Source organism: Neorhizobium galegae bv. orientalis str. HAMBI 540, assembly GCF_000731315.1.
GTDB classification, from domain to species: domain Bacteria; phylum Pseudomonadota; class Alphaproteobacteria; order Rhizobiales; family Rhizobiaceae; genus Neorhizobium; species Neorhizobium galegae.
Window position 1 is genome coordinate 535377 of the sequence record NZ_HG938353.1, and the last position, 18176, is coordinate 553552.

The 18176-nt window shown below is 62.8% G+C and carries 16 protein-coding genes; 2 read left to right on the top strand and 14 right to left on the bottom strand.

All coding sequences use genetic code 11. From position 1 onward, the window contains the following. Positions 1-9: 9 nt before the first annotated feature. The 9 genes from dxs to RG540_RS02575 form a co-directional block, all read right to left on the bottom strand. Positions 10-1929, bottom strand: a complete 1920-nt coding sequence (dxs, locus tag RG540_RS02535) for a 1-deoxy-D-xylulose-5-phosphate synthase (RefSeq protein ID WP_038584210.1) — start codon at positions 1927-1929, stop codon at positions 10-12. A gap of 100 nt (positions 1930-2029) precedes the next feature. Beyond that, positions 2030-2953, bottom strand: a complete 924-nt coding sequence (locus RG540_RS02540) for a pirin family protein (RefSeq protein ID WP_038584212.1) — start codon at positions 2951-2953, stop codon at positions 2030-2032. A gap of 103 nt (positions 2954-3056) precedes the next feature. Beyond that, a complete protein-coding gene (locus RG540_RS02545; RefSeq protein WP_244446610.1) occupies positions 3057-3299 on the bottom strand; it encodes a HepT-like ribonuclease domain-containing protein in 243 nt (80 codons plus the stop codon). 16 nt (positions 3300-3315) lie between these two features. Then, entirely contained in the window at positions 3316-3627 is a 312-nt protein-coding gene (locus tag RG540_RS02550; protein WP_038584215.1) for a nucleotidyltransferase family protein, read from the bottom strand. Between the two features lie 40 nt (positions 3628-3667). Further along, a complete protein-coding gene (locus RG540_RS02555) occupies positions 3668-4030 on the bottom strand; it encodes a DUF1850 domain-containing protein (RefSeq protein WP_038584217.1) in 363 nt (120 codons plus the stop codon). A 10-nt stretch (positions 4031-4040) separates the two neighbouring features. Next, entirely contained in the window at positions 4041-6149 is a 2109-nt protein-coding gene (locus RG540_RS02560; RefSeq protein WP_051909223.1) for a TRAP transporter permease, read from the bottom strand. Positions 6150-6344: 195 nt separating this feature from the next. Beyond that, on the bottom strand, positions 6345-7280 hold the full coding sequence (locus RG540_RS02565; RefSeq protein WP_038592907.1) for a TAXI family TRAP transporter solute-binding subunit: 936 nt from the start codon (positions 7278-7280) through the stop codon (positions 6345-6347). Between the two features lie 158 nt (positions 7281-7438). Beyond that, on the bottom strand, positions 7439-7693 hold the full coding sequence (locus RG540_RS02570; protein WP_038540522.1) for an exodeoxyribonuclease VII small subunit: 255 nt from the start codon (positions 7691-7693) through the stop codon (positions 7439-7441). Positions 7694-7696: 3 nt separating this feature from the next. Next, positions 7697-8629: a histone deacetylase family protein gene (locus RG540_RS02575; RefSeq protein ID WP_038540525.1), complete on the bottom strand. Its 933-nt coding sequence runs from the start codon at positions 8627-8629 to the stop codon at positions 7697-7699. 146 nt (positions 8630-8775) lie between these two features. Between RG540_RS02575 and RG540_RS02580 the strand changes: the two genes are divergently transcribed. After that, on the top strand, positions 8776-9174 hold the full coding sequence (locus RG540_RS02580; protein WP_038584219.1) for an acyl-CoA thioesterase: 399 nt from the start codon (positions 8776-8778) through the stop codon (positions 9172-9174). A gap of 14 nt (positions 9175-9188) precedes the next feature. Here RG540_RS02580 and RG540_RS02585 read toward each other — a convergent pair whose 3' ends face one another. From RG540_RS02585 to RG540_RS02595, 3 genes are read right to left on the bottom strand one after another with little or no spacing between them, the layout of a single operon-like run. Next, positions 9189-9752, bottom strand: a complete 564-nt coding sequence (locus tag RG540_RS02585) for a biotin transporter BioY (RefSeq protein ID WP_038584220.1) — start codon at positions 9750-9752, stop codon at positions 9189-9191. 29 nt (positions 9753-9781) lie between these two features. Next, positions 9782-10387, bottom strand: a complete 606-nt coding sequence (locus tag RG540_RS02590; protein WP_038584222.1) for an energy-coupling factor transporter transmembrane component T family protein — start codon at positions 10385-10387, stop codon at positions 9782-9784. Further along, positions 10384-11061: an energy-coupling factor ABC transporter ATP-binding protein gene (locus RG540_RS02595; protein ID WP_038584224.1), complete on the bottom strand. Its 678-nt coding sequence runs from the start codon at positions 11059-11061 to the stop codon at positions 10384-10386. The genes RG540_RS02590 and RG540_RS02595 overlap by 4 nt, the downstream gene beginning before the upstream one ends. Before the next feature lie 109 nt (positions 11062-11170). On the opposite strand from RG540_RS02595, the gene RG540_RS02600 reads away from it, so the two are divergent. Next, a complete protein-coding gene (locus tag RG540_RS02600) occupies positions 11171-12364 on the top strand; it encodes a winged helix-turn-helix domain-containing protein (protein ID WP_038584226.1) in 1194 nt (397 codons plus the stop codon). Between the two features lie 283 nt (positions 12365-12647). Here RG540_RS02600 and glgB read toward each other — a convergent pair whose 3' ends face one another. After that, a complete protein-coding gene (glgB, locus tag RG540_RS02605) occupies positions 12648-14855 on the bottom strand; it encodes a 1,4-alpha-glucan branching protein GlgB (RefSeq protein WP_038584228.1) in 2208 nt (735 codons plus the stop codon). Then, positions 14852-18157 carry a maltose alpha-D-glucosyltransferase gene (gene treS / locus RG540_RS02610; RefSeq protein WP_407668895.1) on the bottom strand — a complete coding sequence of 1102 codons (3306 nt, stop codon included), beginning with the start codon at positions 18155-18157 and terminating at the stop codon, positions 14852-14854. Before treS ends, glgB begins: the two co-directional genes overlap by 4 nt. Positions 18158-18176: the final 19 nt, after the last annotated feature.

Consider the following 18176-nt stretch of genomic DNA (forward strand, 5'->3'; position numbering starts at 1 on the left):
ACGGTCGGGTCAGCCGGCAAAGCCGACGCCGATCTGGGGCTGGCCGAGCGTCTTGAACACGGTCGAGACGATGCCGGCGCGGTCGAGGCCGGCCTTGGCATACATCGCGTCCGGGCTCGCCTGCTGCATCCAGATGTCCGGCAGCACCAGCGAGCGGATTTTCAGGCCGTTGTCGAGCAGGCCCTCGGTCGCGAGGAACTGCAGCACATGGCTGCCGAAGCCGCCAACCGCACCTTCCTCGATGGTGATGAGCACTTCGTGATGGCGGGCGAGTTGGCGGATCAGATCTTGGTCCAGCGGCTTGGCGAAACGCGCATCCGCTACCGTTGTCGAAAGACCGGCGGCATCGAGATCCTCGGCTGCAAGCACACATTCCTTAAGGCGCGTGCCGAAGGAGAGCAGCGCCACCTTGGCGCCTTGCTTGACCACCCGGCCCTTGCCGATTTCAAGAATCTGGCCACGTTCCGGCAGTTCGATCCCGACGCCTTCGCCGCGCGGATAACGGAAGGAGATCGGGCCTTCGTCATAGGCAGCGGCCGTGCGCACCATATGCTTCAGCTCCGCCTCGTCGGCGGCAGCCATCACCACCATGCCCGGCAAGGTGGCGAGGAAGGTCGTATCGAATGAGCCCGCGTGGGTCGGCCCGTCGGCGCCGACGAAGCCGGCGCGGTCGATCGGGAAACGCACCGGCAGTCCCTGGATCGCCACGTCATGGACGATCTGGTCGTAACCGCGCTGCAGGAAGGTCGAATAGAGCGCGCAGAAAGGCTTGTAGCCTTCGGCGGCAAGGCCTGCCGCAAATGTCACCGCATGCTGTTCGGCAATGCCGACATCGAAGGTCCGGGCCGGGAAGACATCCGCCAGCTTGTCGATGCCGGTGCCGTTCGGCATCGCCGCGGTGACGCCGACGATCTTCTCGTCGAGGGCGGCTTCCTGGACCAGCGCTTCGCCGAAGACGCTCGTATAGCTCGGTGCGTTCGGCTTCGATTTCGCCTGCGCACCGGTGATGACGTCGAACTTGTTGACGCCGTGATACTTGTCGGCGGCGGCTTCCGCCGGCGCGTAACCCTTGCCCTTCTGCGTCACCACATGGATCAGCACCGGGCCGCGGGCATTGTCTCGCACGTTGCGCAGTACCGGCAGGAGGTGGTCGAAGGAATGGCCGTCGATCGGGCCGATATGGTAGAAGCCCATTTCCTCGAACATCGTGCCGCCGGTGACGTAACCACGCGCATGTTCGACGGCGCGGGTAATCGCCCGGTCGACATTCTTGCCGAGATAGGCGGTCAGCTTCTTGCCGAGGTCGCGAAAGCCCATATAGGTGCGGCCGGAGGCGAGGCGCGCCAGATAAGCGCTCATCGCGCCGGTCGGCGGGGCGATCGACATGTCGTTGTCGTTCAAGATGACGATCAGTCGGGCATCCAGCGCGCCGGCATTGTTGAGCGCCTCATAGGCCATGCCGGCCGACATCGCGCCGTCGCCGATGACAGCGATGACGTTGCGCTTCGAGCCGGAAAGGTCGGCCGCGACGGCCATGCCGAGGCCGGCTGAGATCGATGTGGAAGAGTGTGCCGCGCCGAACGGATCGTATTCGCTCTCGGCCCGGCGGGTGAAGCCGGAAAGCCCGTCCTCCTGGCGCAACGTGCGAATGCGGTCACGCCGGCCGGTGAGGATCTTGTGCGGATAACACTGGTGGCCGACGTCGAAGATCAGCCGGTCATCTGGCGTGTTGAATACCTTGTGGATGGCGATCGTCAGTTCCACGACGCCGAGGCCGGCACCGAGATGGCCGCCGGTGCGCGACACCGCATCGATCATCTCGTCGCGCAATTCGCGGGCAAGCTGCGTCAGGTCGCGATCTTCGATGACGCGAAGATCGGAGGGAAGCTTGACCTTGTCGAGCAATGGCGTGGCGGGGATTGATGTCACGGACGATGGCCTTTTCTGCTCTTTCCGGAAGCGTGTTCTTCCCCAAGATGAGAAGAAAGCAGGCTTTTTCAAGTTGCATGACCTGCGGTTCTAACGGATTTCAGGCAGTGGGCAAGGGGACAAACTCCTCCTCGTCCCCGGGCACGATGTCGAAACGGCCGGTGCGCCATTCCTCTTTCGCCTTTTCGATACGCTCCTTGGAGGAGGAAACGAAGTTCCACCAGATATAGCGTTTGGAATTCAGCGCCGCCCCGCCGAACAGCATCAGATGACAGCCCGGAGCGCCGGCTTCGAGGGTAATGTCGTCGCCCGGCCGGAAGACGAGAAGCTGGTCGGCCGCAAACCGGTCGCCGGAAACGACGAGTTCGCCGGAAAGAATGTAGATCGCCCGCTCCTCATGCGCCGCCGCAAACGGGAAGCGCTTGCCCGCCTCGAGGCGAAGATCGACATAGAGCGTGTCGGTGAAGGTCGAAACGGGCGAGCCAAGGCCTTCGAAAGCGCCGATCACCACCCGTCCGCTCGCCCCGTCCGCATCGATGACCGGCATCTTTTCCTTATCCGTGTGCGAGAAGGTCGGATCGATCTCCTCCTTATTATCAGGCAGTGCCAGCCACGTCTGCAGCCCGGAGACCGACATCGGATGGCCGCGCAGGTTTTCCGGCGTGCGCTCCGAATGCACGATGCCGCGGCCAGCCGTCATCAGGTTGATGTCGCCCGGACGGATGGTGAGTTCGGTGCCGAGGCTGTCGCGGTGCTTGATCTCGCCGTCGAACAGGTAGGTGACGGTGGAAAGCCCGATATGCGGATGCGGCTTGACATCAAGCGCCTCGTCGGCCCGCAGCAGCGCCGGTCCCATCCGGTCGAAGAAGATGAACGGCCCCACCAGTCTTCTCTGCCGGCTCGGCAAAGCGCGCCGCACGGAAAACCCGCCGATATCGCTGGTGCGCGGAATGATCAGGTTCTCGATCGCATCGCAGGCAAAGGCGTCGCCCGCGACCGGGTCGTTTCCGGGGAAAAAGGACATGGGGGAGCTTCCTAAAGCGTTTCCTGGTCTTCGGGATATCGGGCGAGAAAGGCTTCCAAATCGGCGAGCAACGGTGGCAGACGATGCGTGATCGCCGCCCAAATCACCGCATCGAGTACATCGGGAAGTCATGCCGCAGGATATTGCCGAGGTTTCGTATGCCGCGCCAATCATGCTGCGGAAACAGCTCTTCAGCAAGCGGGCCAAGTTTAACGGCTGCCTCCGAAAGTCGCGCGAGGCATCGCTCAGACGCATCCTTTGTCAGCCGGTTCTTGGAATAAATGGTGAAATCCATGCCAAGGGTGTATTCAAGAACGGCTTGCCCGTTTTCGATAATATCACGCATGCGGATAAGAGGGCGCTTAGTAGGCAATGGCGCGATCCCGTTCCACATTCCGCCGGAGCCGTTCCTTCTGCAGCGGTTCGGCAATGATATCCACACTGCTGGCACCCGTAATGCTTGAGATCAATGCGCGTAGATCTTCAAGGGCGCTAAAGTAGCCGAAACCCGACTGGATCACGGGTTCACCAAATTTGACGAGAACGTCAAGATCGGATTCTACCGTCGCTTCGCCTCGGGCAACCGAGCCAAAGATCGACACATGCTCCGCACCCGCGGCACGCAGCTCGTCCTCATGCTCTCTCAGCTTGGCGATGACCAGATCTTTGTCCATGCGGACAATATAGTGGAGCGGTAGGATTTGGTCGATAGCCTCAGTCGGGACACCCGCTCAAGCTCACTGCATTCCCGACCGTCGCCCCAAGCTCGACGCAGCCGTCTGCATGGCACAGTTTCCACCCACTCGGCGTCATGCCTGAAGCCGCCAGTGAAACGCGCTCCTGTGGCGGCAGCGTCGGGTGCCAAACCCACCAGCCGTCCTTCAGCACCGCGTCCGCCCCAGGTTCCATGCCGGCGCCGGACCCTTTGACCTCCGCCTGACGAAGCTCCAGCCCGGCCGGTGTCACGGCCCACGTCTCTCGCCATTCCGTCTTCTGCACCGAATGGGTCCAGGAAAGCGTGAACATCGAGACGGCAAGGGCGGTCAGCTTGCCGCCCGCCAGGATGCAGAGGCTCACCGCCCGTCGCTCATGTCAGTGCCGGCGCGGCCGGCGCGCTGCGGTTCCGCCACCAGTGTTGCGCGACGATGATGACGCCGAGTACCCAGCCGAGTTCGTCGGTCCAGGGAAGCGCCACCACCAGGCTTGCGCCGGCGATGAAGGCGAGCAGGCGCTCCCACGCCGCCATGCGGGCGAACAGGAAGCCGACCACCGCCGTGCCCCAGAGCGCGATGCCGAAGCACGCTTTCAGGAATACATAGGCGACTTCGACCGGATAACCCCAAGCCGCAGCAATCGCACCCGGGTCCTGCAGCATCAGGGCTGGCGTGTAGACGGCCATGAAGGGCACAACGAAACCGGCGGTCGCGAGCTTGGTCGCCTCCACGCCGATCTTCAGCCCCGAGGTCTTCGCCATCGGTGCTGCCGCGAAGGCTGCGAGTGCGACGGGCGGCGTCAGGTCCGCCATGATGCCGAAATAGAAGACGAACATGTGGCTGACGATCAGCGGCACGCCGAGTTCGAGCAGCGCAGGTCCGGCAAGCGACGAGGTGATGATGTAGTTCGGGATCGTCGGAATGCCCATGCCGAGGATCAGGCAGGTGATCATAGTCAAGACCAGCGACAGGAACAGGTTGTGCTCGCCGACCCGGATGATCGCGCCGACAAAGGTCGAGGCGATGCCGGTCAGCGTCAGCGTGCCGATGACGATGCCGACGATGGCGCAGGCGATGCCGACCGGCAGCGCATTCTTGGCGCCCTCGGCCATCGCGTCGCGGCAGATCGCCAACGTCTCGCGCCCACCCTTGACGAAGATGCAGCCGACGATCAGGGCGAGGATGACGATCGCCAGGAAGTTGACCCCGTAGCGCAGGAAGGCGGCGGCGGCGATGCCGAGCACGAGCCAGAAGACGAGGCGGAAGGCAAGCGGGCCGATGCTTGCGGCAAGCGGCATGCCGAGGATCAGCACGATGACCAGAGCCAGGCCCATCGTTCCGGCGAAGATCGGCGTATAACCGGCAAACAGCAGGTAGACGAGGGCGGCGAGCGGCAGGATCAGTGGCCAGTGCTCCCGGACGGCAGCCCAGGGGTTCGGCAGGTCGGCCTTGCTCATGCCCTTGAGGCCCGCTTTGCCTGCCTCCAGGAACACCATCCAGAAGCAGACGCCGAAATAGAGCACGGCCGGGATGATCGCGGCCTTGACGATTTCCGCATAGGAGACGTTGAGCGTTTCCGCCATGATGAAGGCGACGGCGCCCATGACCGGTGGCATGATCTGCCCGCCCATCGAGGACGTCGCCTCGACGCCGCCGGCAAAGGCCGAGCGGAAGCCGAAGCGCTTCATCAGCGGAATGGTGAACTGGCCGGAGGCGACGACATTGGCGACGCCCGAGCCGGAAATCGTGCCCATCAGCGCCGAGGACATCACGCAAACCTGCGCCGGTCCGCCGCGCCAGGTGCCGACGAGGCCGAGTGCGAAATCGTTGAAGAGCGCCAGCATGCCGGCGCGCTCCAGAAAGGCGGCAAAGACCACGAAGATGAAGATATACGCCGCCGAGACGTAGATCGGCGTTCCGTAGATGCCCTCGGTCCCATAGGCGAAATTCTCGATGATCTGTTCGAAATCGTAACCGCGATGGATGAACGGCCCGGGGGCGTATTGGCCGAAAAAGCAATAGGCGAGGAATATGGCGGCGATGATCGTCAGCGGCAGGCCCATCAGCCGTCGCGCCGCTTCAAAGACGAGCACGATCAGCACGGTTCCGACGATAAGGTCCGGCGTCGTCAGGAACCCGCTCCTGACGATCAGGTCGTGGTAGAAGACCCAATTGTAGAGCCCGGTCAGGAAGCCGACGATGCCAAGTGCCCAGAACCAGATCTTGCCGGCTTTCGTTTTGGCGACGAGATTGCCGATCAGCACGAAACCGAGCAGCAGCAGGAAGCCAACATGCATGGCGCGGACGATCTGGCTCGCAAGCGTCCCGTAGGCGGCGGTCCAGAGCTGGAAAAGGGTAAAGGCAAAGGCGATCCAGAAGGCGATCCGCCCGGTCAAACCTTCGCCGAACCCGGCTGGCAGGCCCTCGATCGGCTCTTCGGCGCTCTGCGAGATCATCGGGTTTGGCATTGGGGTTTCGGACATTGGTTCTCTCGGCAAGCTCTCTGGTCTGTTGGGAAACCCCCTCTGGCCTGCCGGCCATCTCCCCACAAGGGGGAGAAGACCCGCGGCTCCCTCCCGACCAAGTGGGCGTCGGCGGGCGGCAGGTTAAGCCCCTCCCCCTTGTGGGGAGGGGTTTGGGGGGGGACTTGCTGCAATAGGCAAAGTCTGCGTATCGCTCTACTTCAACAGCCCGACTTCCTTGTAATACCGCTCGGCGCCCGGATGCAGCGGTACGGGCATGCCTTCCAGCGCCTTCTTGACGTCGATCGCCTTGGCGGCGGCATGCGCTGCGGAAAGCTTCGGCAGGTTGGAGAACAGCAGCTTGGTCATCTGGTAGACGGTTTCGTCGGAAACGCCCGAATGGGTGATCAGGAAGTTGCCGACGGCGGCGGTCTCGACATCGGCGGTCTGCCCCTCATAGGTGCCGGCCGGGATTTTCACCGAGACATAGGGAGCGCCGATCTTGGCGACTTCGGCGGCCGGGATCGCCACGACGTTGATCTTCAGCGAGGTCGCAAGGTCACGGATCGAGGCGACGCCAAGGCCGGCCGATTGCAGCGTAGCGTCGAGCTGGCGGTTCTTGATCAGCTCGACGGATTCGGCGAACGGCAGGTATTCGGTCTTGCCGAGATCCTTGTAGGACATGCCCGCAGCGGTGAAGATGGCGCGGGCATTGAGTTCCGTGCCGGAGGCAGGTGCGCCAACCGACAGGCTCTTTCCCTTGAGATCAGCAAGCGTCTTCACGCCGGATTCGGCGCTGGCGACCACCTGGATATAGTTCGGATAGATGGCGGCGATGCCGCGCAGCTTGTCGAGCTTGGCGGGAAAGCCGGCCTCCTTGTTGCCCTTCCAGGCTTCCTGGACGGAATCGCCGAGCGAGAAGGCGATTTCGCCGCGTCCTGCCTGCAGCAGGTTGAGGTTTTCGACGGATGCCTTGGTGGCCTGCACCTGGGTGCGCGCGTCCTTGATCCCCTGTCCATAAATTTCGGCAAGCGCCACGCCGAGCGGATAATACACGCCGGACGTGCCACCGGTCAGCACGTTGATGAATTCCGCAGCCTTCGCGCCGGCGGCCGAAAATGCCGTCGAGACGGCAAGTGTCGCCACGAACATGAGATTGATTTTACTGGACTTCACGCCGAAGTTCATAATGGCCTCCTCCCAAAGCAACCACGCAGATAGGCCATCATGGGGAGGCGTTTCCGGTGCGTCAATCGGTTTATGACGCATTCCATGCGAAGGTTGTAAGACTTTGGTTTTAGCCGTCCGGCTTATTCGCCGTCGAGCGGCTCGACGCCCTGCGGCTTGCCGGCGCGGTCGAGGCGGATTTTCTCGATGCGGTTTTCGGCGGCCGTCAGCAGTTTTTCGCAATGTTTCTTCAGCGCCTCGCCGCGCTCGTAGATGGCGATCGATTCGTCGAGCGCCACGTCGCCGCGTTCCAGCCGCGCCACGATGCTTTCGAGTTCGGCAACGGCCTTCTCGAAGGAATAGCCGCTCACATCGAGGCTCTCGGTGTTTTCGGTCATCGTCTATCCCTTCATCAGTCTGCAGATGTGCATGCCCGCCGATTCGGCGAGTCCTTCCAGATCATATCCGCCCTCGAGCAGGCTGACGATACGGTTGCCGGCATATTTGCCGGCGATCTCCATCAGCCGGCCGGTCGCCCAGTCGAAATCGTCGCCGACGAGATTGATCTGCGCCAGCGGATCGCGGTGATGCGCGTCGAAGCCCGCCGAGATGATGATGAAATCCGGCCGAAAATTGTCGAGCGCCGGAAGCACGCGGCTCTTGAAGGCCTCGCGGAAATATTCGCTGCCGGTGTCGGGCGAAAGCGGCGCGTTGACCACGTTGTTCCTGGTGCCGGTCTCGTCCTTGGCGCCGGTGCCGGGATAAAGCGGCATCTGGTGCGTCGAGCAGAACAGCACCGACGGATCGTCCCAGAAGATGTCCTGCGTGCCGTTGCCGTGATGCACGTCCCAATCGACGATCGCGACGCGCTCCATGCCGTATTTCCGTTGCGCGTGACGCGCGGCGATCGCAGCGTTGTTGAACAGGCAAAAACCCATCGCCTTGTCTTTTTCGGCGTGGTGGCCGGGGGGCCTTGCCGCCACAAAAGCATTGTCCACCTTGCCGGTCGCGACGTCGTCGACGGCGGCCATCGCGCCGCCGATGCCGGTCAACGCCGCCTGAAAGCTCTTCGGCCCCACATAGGTGTCGGCCTCGATCTGGCGGATCGTATCCTCCTCGGGGATTTCGCGCATGACGGCGCGCAGGTGCTCCTCCGGATGGGCGAGCAGAACCGCGTCCTCGTTCGCCTGCGGAGCGTCCTTGCGGTCGAGCCTGGCGAAATTCGGATGCTCCAGCGCGATCGCCAGCGAACGCAGCCGGTCTGCCCGTTCGGGATGTCCTTCCGGCGTGCTGTGTTCGAGGAAGATCTTGTGTTCGTAAAGGCGCGTGGTCATGCGGCGGCCTCGTCAGGGGTCAGTCCGGTCTGGACCTTTCCGACATGGCGCAGAAAGCTGACTTTTTCAAGCCGCAACCCCTTGCTCTTGCGCTTGTTTAGCTTGAAAGAATGGTCTTACATAGAGGGTGCAACCCAGAGGGTATTGTGGTCAAAGAGCCAGTCAAGTCTCAGGAATTCCGTGTTCCTTTCCGCGATGTCGATATGCATGGCGAGATGTTCCGCTCGGCCTATGTCGTGCGGGCGGAAGAAGCCGTCACGGAATTCTGGCGTCGCCGCAGGTCGCAGAAGGGCGATCCGTTCTTCAGGATCGGCAAGATCACCTGCACGTTCCACTCGGCCTTGAAGCTGGGTGACGTCGTCCACACGCATATCGGTGTCAGCAAGATCGGCGGAAAGTCGGCGGGGTTCCTGGTGCATATGCTGCGAGGCAACGAGGCGGTTGCGGAAGCCGAGATCGTCTGGATGGCCTGCGATCCCGAAAGCAGGGAACCAGTGCCGCTCCCCGAAGACTTGCGCGACTGGCTTTATCAGTTCCTGGACTGACGGGGCGCGGCCGATCAGGCCCGTTGCGGTAGCAGCGGATAACCGACCATTACTGCGCGGCCGGCGAGTGCCGCGATCATCGCCTTCAGCACGTCGCCGGGAACGAAGGAAAGGTCGCCGATGAAGGCGGTCGAAAGCCCGGTGCCCGTGACATAGGCGAGGTAGATGACCCCGAGCGCGTGGTCGACCACCACGCCGCCGAGCAGTGCCGCGAGGAAAAAGCCGGTGATCTGCACGATGCCGCTCTGCGAATGCTCGACGAACCGCTCTGAACAATAACCGGTGATGACGGCTGCGAAGAACCAGCCGACGAGATAACCGGCGGTCGGCGACATAAAGGTGGCAAGTCCGCCGCGTCCGCCCGATAGAACCGGCAGGCCGATCGCGACCAGCAGCAGGACAAGAAACACCGCAAAACCGCCGCGCCTGGCGCCGAGGATGACGCCCGCAAGCATGACGCCGAGCGACTGGGCGGTGATGGGTACCGGAATGAAGCCGAGCATGATCGGCGGCACGAGACCGAGCGCCACGATAATGGCGGCGAAAAGGGCGGCCAGAACGAGATCACGGGTGGTCATGCTATACGAATCCCCAGTTTTATATGAGGTTATTTCTGCGCCCGGATGCCACGTGCGTCAATGGCGGCGGCAATCTCGTCGGCGTTTTTGAGCGTCAGGATGATCAGTGGCACCGCCAGCGTCAGCGGCCGGACCTTCAGTCCGCGGGCGCGATGGGCGTCGCGGATAGCCTGGTAACGGCTGAGGATCTCCGGCACGAAACGGATGACAAGGCCGATCGAAAGCCCGATATCCGCGGCCCTGACGAGCCCCAAGCGCTCCAGCGGCATGGCAAGGCGGGTGATCTCGTCGATGAAATCGCCGGTGCTGGTGGTCGCCGTCACGGCCGCGGCGAAAAGGGCGAGCGCCGTCAGCCGCGTGGCGACGACCAGCGCGTCATGAGGGCTATTGAGGGCAAGCGTGAAGAGCGCGACGATGGCGATGGTCAAAAGGATAGGCCGCAGTCGCAGCCAGGATTGGCGCCATCCGAGCCGGAGCGAGACGTAGACGATGCCGCCGAGCAAGGCCGCGACCGACAGAACGGCCGGCGAATGGACAAGGAAAAGGACAAGGCTGAGCGCGGCGAGGCCGAGAAGTTTTGCCCGCGGCGAAAGCCGATGCAGAAACGTGTCGCCCTCCACATAGAGCGTCTTCATGCCGCAAGCTCGCGGTAGCGGGCGATGACCTCGGCTGGCGCGCCGTCATAGGCGAGGCGGCCTTCGTGGAAGCACAGAACCCGGTCGAAATCGGCGATCAGGCCGAGGTCATGGCTGATGACGACGACATTTTCGTCGAGGCGGTGGATCGTCCTCTCCACGAGATCGCGGTTCCGGAGATCCAGCTGGTTGGTCGGTTCGTCCATGATCAGGATGTCCGGGCGGGTCACCAGTACGGAGGCAAGTGCTGCCAGCTGCAATTCGCCGCCGGAGAGTTCGTGCGCGCGCCGCTCGCCAAGATGGGCGATACCGAAACGGGCGAGCACGGCCTCGACCGCCGCCGCCGTGTCCGGCTTCGAGAGTTTTTGGCTTTTCAGCCCGAGCGCGATATCCTCCTTCAGGATCGGCAGGATGATCTGGTTCTGCGGGTTCTGGAAAATGAAGCCTGTCTGGCCGCGAACCTTGTCGCCGTCCTTCACCGTATCGAGCCCGTTGACAGTCACGTGACCCTCGGCAGGCAGCACCAGCCCGTTGATCATCCGCGCGAACGTCGTCTTGCCGGAGCCGTTGAGGCCGATCACGCCGATCCGCCGTTCGCGGAGCGACAGCGTCAGCGGATGGACGACAGTACGTCCCTCGAAACGCGCTTCTGCCTGTTCGAAACGGATATCCAAGCCGGTCCCCTCGGTGTTCAGCGGTCTATAGACCGGAAGATGGGGAAGGGGAATGCGGAACCGAACGTGAACATTGAATCCGGCGCGGCGGTATCCTAGTCTAGATGGCATGGCGATTCTCATTCCGAACGATCAGGCCCGCAAGATCTTCCTCGAACGGCAGCGGCTCTGCGAACCGCCCGGCCGGGCGCTGACCAAATCCGGCCTGCTGCAGCTCATCGACGATCTCGGTTTCGTCCAGGTGGACAGTATCGCGACCGTCGAGCGCGCCCATCACATGATCCTGTTTTCGCGCAACCAGACCTACCGGCGCGAACACCTGACCGCGCTTCTGGAAAAGGACGGCGAGCTGTTCGAACACTGGACGCATGACGCCTCGATCATTCCGGCGAGCTTCTTCCGTTACTGGAAACACCGTTTTCGCCGCCGCGAGCCGATCCTGGCCGAGCGCTGGAGGAAATGGCATGGCGAAGGGTTCGACGCCGCCTTCGAGGAGACCTTCCAGCACATCGCCGAGAACGGCGCCATCATGTCCCGCGACATGAAGCAGGAGGACCACAAATCCGGCGGCTGGTGGAACTGGCATCCGAACAAGACGGCGCTCGAATATTACTGGCACACCGGCAAGCTGGCGATCGCCGGCCGCGTCAACTTCCAGAAGATCTACGACCTGATGGAACGGGTGATCCCGCGGCATCATCACGAGCCGGAAGTGAGCCACGAGGAATTCATCGACTGGGCCTGCCGCGGCGCCATGACCCGCCTCGGTTTCGCGACCTCCGGAGAGCTTGCCGCCTTTTTCGATCTGGTCACGCCGGACGAGGCAAAGGACTGGGTGAAGACCCATCGCGACGAACTTGTGGAGGTGCTGATCGAGACGGCCGACGGCAGCAAGCCACGCCCGTCCTTCGCCTTCCTCGGCTTTCCCGACAATCTTGGTCCCATCCCTGAGCCGCCGGCCCGCGTGCGCGTGCTCAGCCCCTTCGATCCGCTCCTGCGCAACCGCGACCGGGCCGAGCGGCTGTTCAACTTCTTCTATCGCATCGAGGTTTTCGTGCCGGAGCCGAAGCGGCAATACGGCTACTACGTCTTTCCGCTCTTGGAAGGCGACCGCATGATCGGCCGCATCGACATGAAGGCGGACCGCAAGTCCGGCACGCTGGATGTGAAGCGGTTATGGCTGGAAAAGGGCGTGCGCGCTTCGGCTGGGAGATTGGAGAAGCTGGATGCGGAGCTGCTTCGGGTCGGGCGTTTTGCGGGTGTGGACAAGGTGATCTATCAGGATGGCTGGCGGGGGAAATAGGCGAAGCCACCGGAAAACCTTGGGCCGCGCCGTTTGCCGTGGCACCCCCTCTGCCCTGCCGGGCATCTCCCCTCAAGGGGGGAGATCGGATGGAGTTGCCCTGTCGGCTCGACCATGATCGTGGAGATGAAACTAAATATCCTCCATTGCCGCTGAAACTTTGCCCTTTAACGGGAGGCGTTGAGCCCGCCTCTGGTCGATCTCCCCCCCTTGAGGGGGAGATGCCCGGCAGGGCAGAGGGGGGTACCTCACGACAAATTCACGCTTCAACTTAAGCTGAAGCCTACCCCTTCCACCGCAAGAACACCGTCGCCAGCGGCGGCAGGACCACCTGTATGGAAAACGCCTTCCCATGCGCCGGCGCACGTTCTGTCCAGGCCTCCGTCTGCCCCAGATTGGACCCGCCATAAAGCGCCGCGTCGGTGTTCAGCACCACCTCCCAGCGTCCCTCCGCCGGCACGCCGATGCGGTAGCCGTGCCGCGGCATGGGCGTGAGGTTCGAGGCGACAAGGACATGCGATGACCGGTCGTCGCTGCTCCTCAGCATGCCATAGACGGAATTCTCGGCATCGTCGGCCACCGCCCATTCGAAGCCTTCATGGTGTAGGTCGCCGAACTGCAGTGCGGGTTCCTGGGCATAGAGCGTGTTCAGGTCGCGGATCAGCCGTTGGACGCCCGCGTGGTCGGGGCTGTCCAGTAGGTCCCAGACGACCGAGCCGTCGTGGTTCCATTCGCGCTCCTGAGCCAGCTCGCCGCCCATGAACATCAGCTTCTTGCCGGGATGCCCCCACATGAAGCCGTAATAGGCGCGAAGGTTCGCAAGCTTCTGCCAGTGGTCGCCCGGCATCTTGGCCACCAGCGAGCCCTTGCCGTGCACCACTTCGTCATGGGAGAGCGGCAGGATGAAGCGTTCGGAATAGGCATAGATCATTCCGAAGCTCATCGCACCATGCTGGTATTTCCGGTAGACGGGATCGTCCTGCATGTAATGCAGCGTGTCGTGCATCCAGCCCATGTTCCATTTGAAGTCGAAGCCGAGCCCGCCCTCTTCGGTCGCCTTGGTGACGCCCGGCCAGGCGGTCGATTCCTCCGCCGCCGTGAACGCATGTGGGCAGCGGTCATGGATGATGCTGTTCAGGTGCTTGAAGAACTCGACGGCTTCGAGGTTCTCGCGCCCGCCATACTGGTTCGGGATCCATTCGCCCTCGTTGCGGCTGTAGTCGCGATAGAGCATCGAGGCGACCGCATCGACGCGCAGCGCATCGACATGGTAATGCTCCAGCCATTCGAGTGCCGAGGCGATCAGGAAACCTTTCACTTCGTTGCGGCCAAGATTGTAAATCAGCGTGTTCCAATCCCCGTGGAAACCTTCGCGCGGGTCGGCATGCTCGTAGAGCGGCGTGCCGTCGAACTTGGCAAGACCCCAGACGTCGGTCGGGAAATGCGCCGGCACCCAGTCGAGGATGACGCCGATGCCCGCCGCATGACAGCGATCGATAAAATAGGCGAAATCTTCCGGCGTGCCGTGACGTCCGGTCGGCGCAAACAGTCCGAGCGGCTGATAACCCCAGGAACCGCCGAACGGATGCTCCATGATCGGCAGCATTTCGATATGGGTGAAGCCGAGGTTTTGTACATAGGGGATCAGCCGCTGGCTGAGTTCGACCCAGTCGAGATGGCGGTTGCCTTCCTCGGCAATTCGGAGCCACGAGCCGAGATGCACCTCGTAGATCGACATTGCGCCTTCGCGAGCGCGGTCTGCGCGCTGCCTGCGCATCCAGTCCTCGTCGTTCCAGCGGAAGGGTTTGGAGGAGGCGACGATCGAGGCCGTCGACGGCGCTGCCTCGCTGGAGCGGGCGACCGGATCGGCCTTCTGCGCCAGCAAGTTGCCGTTGCCGTCGAGGATTTCGAACTTGTAGCGCTCCCCGTGGGTCAGGCGTGGGATGAACAGTTCCCAAATGCCCGCCTGCGGACGAAGCCGCATCGGATAACGTCGCCCATCCCAGGAATTGAAATCGCCGACGACCGAGACACGCCGGGCATTCGGCGCCCAGACGGAAAAGCGCACGCCCTCGACCCCTTCGACCTCCATTGGGATGGCACCGAGCGTCCGGCCAAGATCGTAGTGCGTGCCCTGGCCGATCAGGTGCAGGTCGAGATCGCCGAGCAGCAGCGGAAAGGAATAGGGGTCCTCCATCTCCTGCACCGCATCCGGCCAGCGGATCCGGAAGAAATACGACGCAGTGCTGCCGGTCACCCCGGCAAAGAGACCGCCCTCATGGATGGTTTCGAGTTCGGCCAGCACCTTGCCTGTATCGGCCTCCACCACTTCGACCGACAGCGCACCCGCCAGCAGCGCCCGGACCACGGTGAGGTTGCCGTATTGATGGCGTCCGAGGATCGAGAACGGGTCTCCATGCCGCCCTTCGACCAGGGCCTGCAGGCCTTCCTGGACGGTGCCGATCATCAAATCGGTGCGCTCGTATCTCATGAGACGTTCTCCAGAAGTCGGGATGCGATCGCCGAGAAGCCGGCAAGCGGGAGGGGAAGCCAGTGCGGACGGCTGCGCACCTCGTAGGCGATCTCGTAGGCAGCCTTTTCGAGCAGGAAGAGATCGAGGATGCGACCGCGAGCCTCCCGCGGGATGCGCAATTCCTTGGAATTTTCGGTCGCCTCGAAATAGGCTTCGAGGAAGGCGGGTTCCGCCATCTCAATGAAACGGGCGACGAGCTCTCTATGGCGCGCGTCGTCCACCTCGCTGACGATTTCCCGGTCGAGATCGGCCGAGGCCGCAAGATAGCTCAGCGACCGCAGCAGCCCCGCAACGTCGCGCAGCGGATTGGTCTTGGCGCGGCGTTCTTCAAGATCGCGGGTCGGTTCGCCCTCAAAGTCGATGATATAGGCATCGCCCTCCGAGACCAGGATCTGGCCGAGATGGAAGTCGCCGTGGTTGCGGGTCATCAGCGTGCCCTTCACCGCGCTCGCGAGGTGTGCGGCGAGGCCAAGAAGGTCGTCGCGGCGGTCCAGCAGTGCTTTTGCCTCGCGGCCGATATCCGAATCGAGACCTTCGACGGTCTTTTCGAGGATTGCCAGGCTGTGGGAAATCTGGCCTGTGACGGCCTCGCGCCATTTTTCGGCATCGGCCGCCTTTGCCCGGACCGGCTGGAAGTCCGGATCGTCGGTCGGCTGGGCGAGCGCCACATGCAGTTCGCCGAGCCGTTTGCCGATGGTCGCGACCAAGTTTACCAGCGGCTTGAAATGCTCGTCCACCACCTCGCCTTCAAGGCCGGTCACCACGATTTCGTCGATGGCGCGGCGCAGGTTGCTGAGCATCCAGTTCCAGGCGTCGCCCTGATTGCGGATCGCACTCTGCACGATGATCAGCGTGTAGCGACTGCCGTCCGGCGCCGTGCGGGCGACCTCGCCAAGCAACTGCGCAGTGTTCTGATAACCGACATTGGTCAGATACCGGGTCATTTCGACTTCGGGATGCATGCCGGGGAAGACGTGGCGGATGAGCTTCACCATCGCCAGGTCGCCCAGAATAAGCGAACTGTTGGATTGCTCGGCCGACAACCAGCGGACGGCCATGTCGTCGTGGACCGTCAGGCTGTCGAGGCTCTCTGTGCCGATGAATTCCAATGTGCCGGCGCGGCCGGAAATCACTGAACGCTCGCGGAGGCCGCGGATCACGCCGCGCGCCAGTCCTTCCATCGCGAACCCGTCGGTCAGGAAGCCGACGCGGCGGCCCTGGCGGATGCGGGCGAGCGCCAGCTGCTGCGCGAGCGCAGTCGGCTGGGCATCGTCCCAGGAAACGGCGAGCGGCAACAGGTATGTGTCCTTGCGGCCGTTTACCTCTGCTTCGAGTTCTCCGAGCAGGATGTTGTTGGCAAACGCGATCGGCGTTGCGGCAACCAGCGAAGCACCGGTCAGGACTTCCCCTTTTGCGCCGAACCAGCGGCGTTTGCCCAGATAGGCGGGCAGGACCTCGTTCGACAGCGTTGCGGCAAGCCGGGGCTGATCGACCAGTTCCTGCAGGTCGCGGCGGGTGACCATGGTCACCATGTCCTGCAACTGCTCCGGCGGCTCCTTGCGCCAGACCGGGCCGTCGGCTTCCGCCACCAACTGGAACCAGAAGAAACCGAAGGGCTGCAGGGTCAAGAGATAGGTCAGCTGTCCGATCGGCGGGAACGGCGACATGCCCGAAAGTTCGATCGGCACACGGCCGGCGAACTGTGCCAGGTCGAGTTCTACCGCCTGCGGCAGGCGCGAGAGATTGGCGACGCAGAGGATCGTGTCGCCATTGTATTCACGCAGATAGGCAAGGATCTTGCGGTTGCCCGGCGACAGGAACTTCAGCGAGCCGCGGCCGAAGGCGGAGTGCTTGTTGCGCAAGGCCAGCATCCGCCGCGTCCAGTTGAGCAGCGAATGGGCGTCGGCTCCCTGCGCCTCGACATTCACCGCTTCGTATCCGTAGAGCGGGTCCATGACCGGCGGCAGCACCAGCCGGGCCGGGTCAGCCTTCGAAAACCCGCCATTGCGGTCCGGTGACCATTGCATCGGGGTGCGCACCCCGTCGCGGTCGCCGAGATAGATGTTGTCGCCCATGCCGATCTCGTCGCCGTAATAGAGAACCGGCGTTCCGGGCATGGAGAGAAGCAGCGCGTTCATCAATTCGATGCGGCGGCGGTCGCGCTCCATCAGCGGTGCAAGACGGCGGCGGATTCCGAGATTGATGCGGGCGCGGCGGTCGGCGGCATAGATGTTCCAGAGGTAGTCGCGTTCCTCGTCGGTCACCATTTCGAGCGTCAGCTCGTCGTGATTGCGAAGGAAAATCGCCCACTGGCAGTTTTCCGGGATTTCCGGCGTCTGGCGCATGATGTCGGTGATCGGGAAACGGTCTTCCTTGGCGATCGCCATGTACATGCGCGGCATCAGCGGGAAATGGAACGCCATGTTGCATTCGTCGCCATTGCCGAAATACTCGTTCGTGTCCTCCGGCCATTGATTGGCCTCGGCGAGCAGCATCTTGCCGGGATGGGTGGAATCGAGCGAGGCGCGAATCTTCTTCAGGATCTCGTGCGTCTCGGGCAGGTTCTCGTTGTTCGTGCCCTCGCGCTCGACAAGATAGGGGATCGCGTCCAGCCGGAACCCGTCGATGCCGGTATCCGCCCAGAAGCGCATCACGCCGAGAAGTTCCTCCAGCACCTGCGGATTGTCGAAGTTGAGGTCCGGTTGGTGGGAGTAGAAGCGGTGCCAGTAATAGGCGCCGGCGACCGGGTCCCAGGTCCAGTTGGATTTTTCGGTGTCGAGGAAGATGATCCGGGTTTCCGGGAATTTCTGGTCCGTATCCGACCAGACGTAGAAGTCCCGTTCCGGAGAGCCAGCCGGCGCATGGCGCGCCCGCTGGAACCATGGATGCTGGTCGGACGTGTGGTTGATGACGAGCTCGATGATGACCCGGATGCCGCGCTGGTGCGCCGCTTCGACAAAGGCCTGAAACTCCTCGATCGTGCCGTAGTCGGAGCTGACATTGCCGTAATCGGCGATGTCGTAGCCGTCGTCCCGTCGCGGCGACGGGAAGAAGGGCAGCAGCCAGATCGCGTTGGCGCCGAGCGAGGCGATATGGTCGAGCTTCTCGTGCAGGCCCTGAAAATCGCCGATCCCGTCACCGTTCGCATCGAAGAACGATTTGATGTGGAGCTGGTAGATGACGGCGTCCTTGTACCACAACGGATCGCCATCATTCATCTGTGCCTGGTTCTGCCCCTGGCCCCGGTTTGCACTCGTCATATCCATTTTTTGCTTTCCT